The 1653-nt window shown below is 61.5% G+C and carries 2 protein-coding genes; both read right to left on the bottom strand.

The genetic code is table 11. The features are described 5' to 3' along the window. Positions 1-706, bottom strand: a 706-nt coding sequence (locus NW853_RS00785) for a hypothetical protein (RefSeq protein ID WP_414347161.1), incomplete at its 3' end; no start/stop codon positions are given. Positions 707-716: 10 nt separating this feature from the next. Next, on the bottom strand, positions 717-1653 hold a 937-nt coding region (locus NW853_RS00780), incomplete at its 5' end, for an RAMP superfamily CRISPR-associated protein (RefSeq protein ID WP_414347160.1).

Genomic DNA, 1653 nt, shown 5'->3' with positions numbered 1-1653 from the left:
TTACTTTGCGAACTCTGCCATCTCCCCTTAAGTCGAGCACCTCTACCTCCACTTCTTGCCCCACCGCCAGGGATCCGGCCTGTTTCGGCTCTTTTTGGGTGAGCTTGATATCCGTATCCACGATTTGGAAGGTCACTTCGTTGCCCTTGATATTGGTGATGCTGGCCTTGAGGTGTTGCCCAATTTTGAAGCGGGCCTTGGTAGAAGCTGCTGCATTTTCAACTTGGGGCTGAGCCTGCTTTTGTTCAGGTTGCTCTTTGGGCCGCAGTGCCTCTGGCTGGGGCTTGGCCTCGCCGCCGCGGGAATGGGTCGGACGACCGCCATTGGGATCGGGAGGGGACGGGATCTCGCCGATCGGCACTCCCCCATCTTTGTAGTAGCGGGCCAGGCGGGCGGCCCAGCCCAGGATCTGCAGCATCTCAGCCGGCCTATCCTGCAGAGGTTGCAAGTACCTTTTACAGGTTTGGTCGATGAGTCGGTAGTAGCGTGGGGTTTCGTTGCTGCGGTGGAGGCCAGTTTCTCGCACCAGCTCGCCGGTGAATCGGAAGAAACGGGATCCCGCGTCGGGGAGATGGGCCACCGAGCGGAGGTAGGCGAGGCACTTGCTCAATTCGTTGACATCTACCCTTTCCTTCGCCAAAGTCATGGCGATGCCGTGGGCAAGATCCCAAGATTGGGGGCTGAGATCGACCGGAGCTGACAGCATAGAGGCACCCTCAGTAGGCGGTGGTGGGCGGCTCGCGCAGATGGGTGGGGCTCAGGATGGCGGCCAACTGCCGAAGCTGATCGGGCAGGATGTAGCCCTGGGCAGCTTGGATCTGCTTTTGCACAAAGGCTTTGAGGCCTTCTCCTTCTAGGGTATCGGCTTGTGGGGGATCGTAGCGGCTGTAGCGCTCTTTCAAGTTGCGGGGCCGCTCGATCTTGTCCAGGCTGACCTGCAGGGATCCCAGTCCTACAGGCTTGCCGCCCCCCACCTTCAGCAGCAGCGGATGCGCGGGATCCTGACCCAACACCGTGAACAAGGTGCCCAGCTCGGCAGGAGTGAGGTTTTTGAAGTGGATCTGGGTTTTGAAAACCGTATTTTGCACCGCCTGCTGGGTGGGCGTCCCCTTTTGATGGCCCTGCAAAGCCCTGCGGTGCGTGTAATAAAACTTGCGCCCAACCGCCTTGCCGTTTTCAAAGTAGGCTCTGCGCTGGTCGGGGCGGGGACGGTACAGCGGGGGCAGGGATCCGCCGCCGGAGCCGGTGCCAGTGGCAACGGCATCCCTGAACTCCACCAGCCCCTGCCAGTTGAGGGCGCCAAAAACGCGGCTGGCAGGACACAGCCGCTCCTTCTGGCGGCAGGGTTGCCGCTCCGGCGGGATCTGATTTTTGTAGCGGCTGGTGATCACTGCAAGGGTGCTGTTGGTGATCGCCTCGTACATGGCCCGGATGGCCCCCTTGAGGGAGCTGCCCTGGATCTTGAGCCGCCCGTCGGGGGTAGTGGTCATGGTTTTGAGCACCGGGATCCCGTTGACGCCGACGTCGCTGCCCAAGGCCAGGTGGCCGGTGGAAATGTGGAGAGCGGTCTGCACCGTCAGGGTGAGAAAGAGGGTGCCGTGCAACTTGTCGGGATGGAACTTGGCGTGGCCAGCGGGCCGCTCCAGCTTGGGG

The organism is Synechococcus sp. H55.11 (assembly GCF_047462475.1).
GTDB lineage: Bacteria > Cyanobacteriota > Cyanobacteriia > Thermostichales > Thermostichaceae > Thermostichus.
This window is presented reverse-complemented; position numbering and strand designations above follow the sequence as displayed.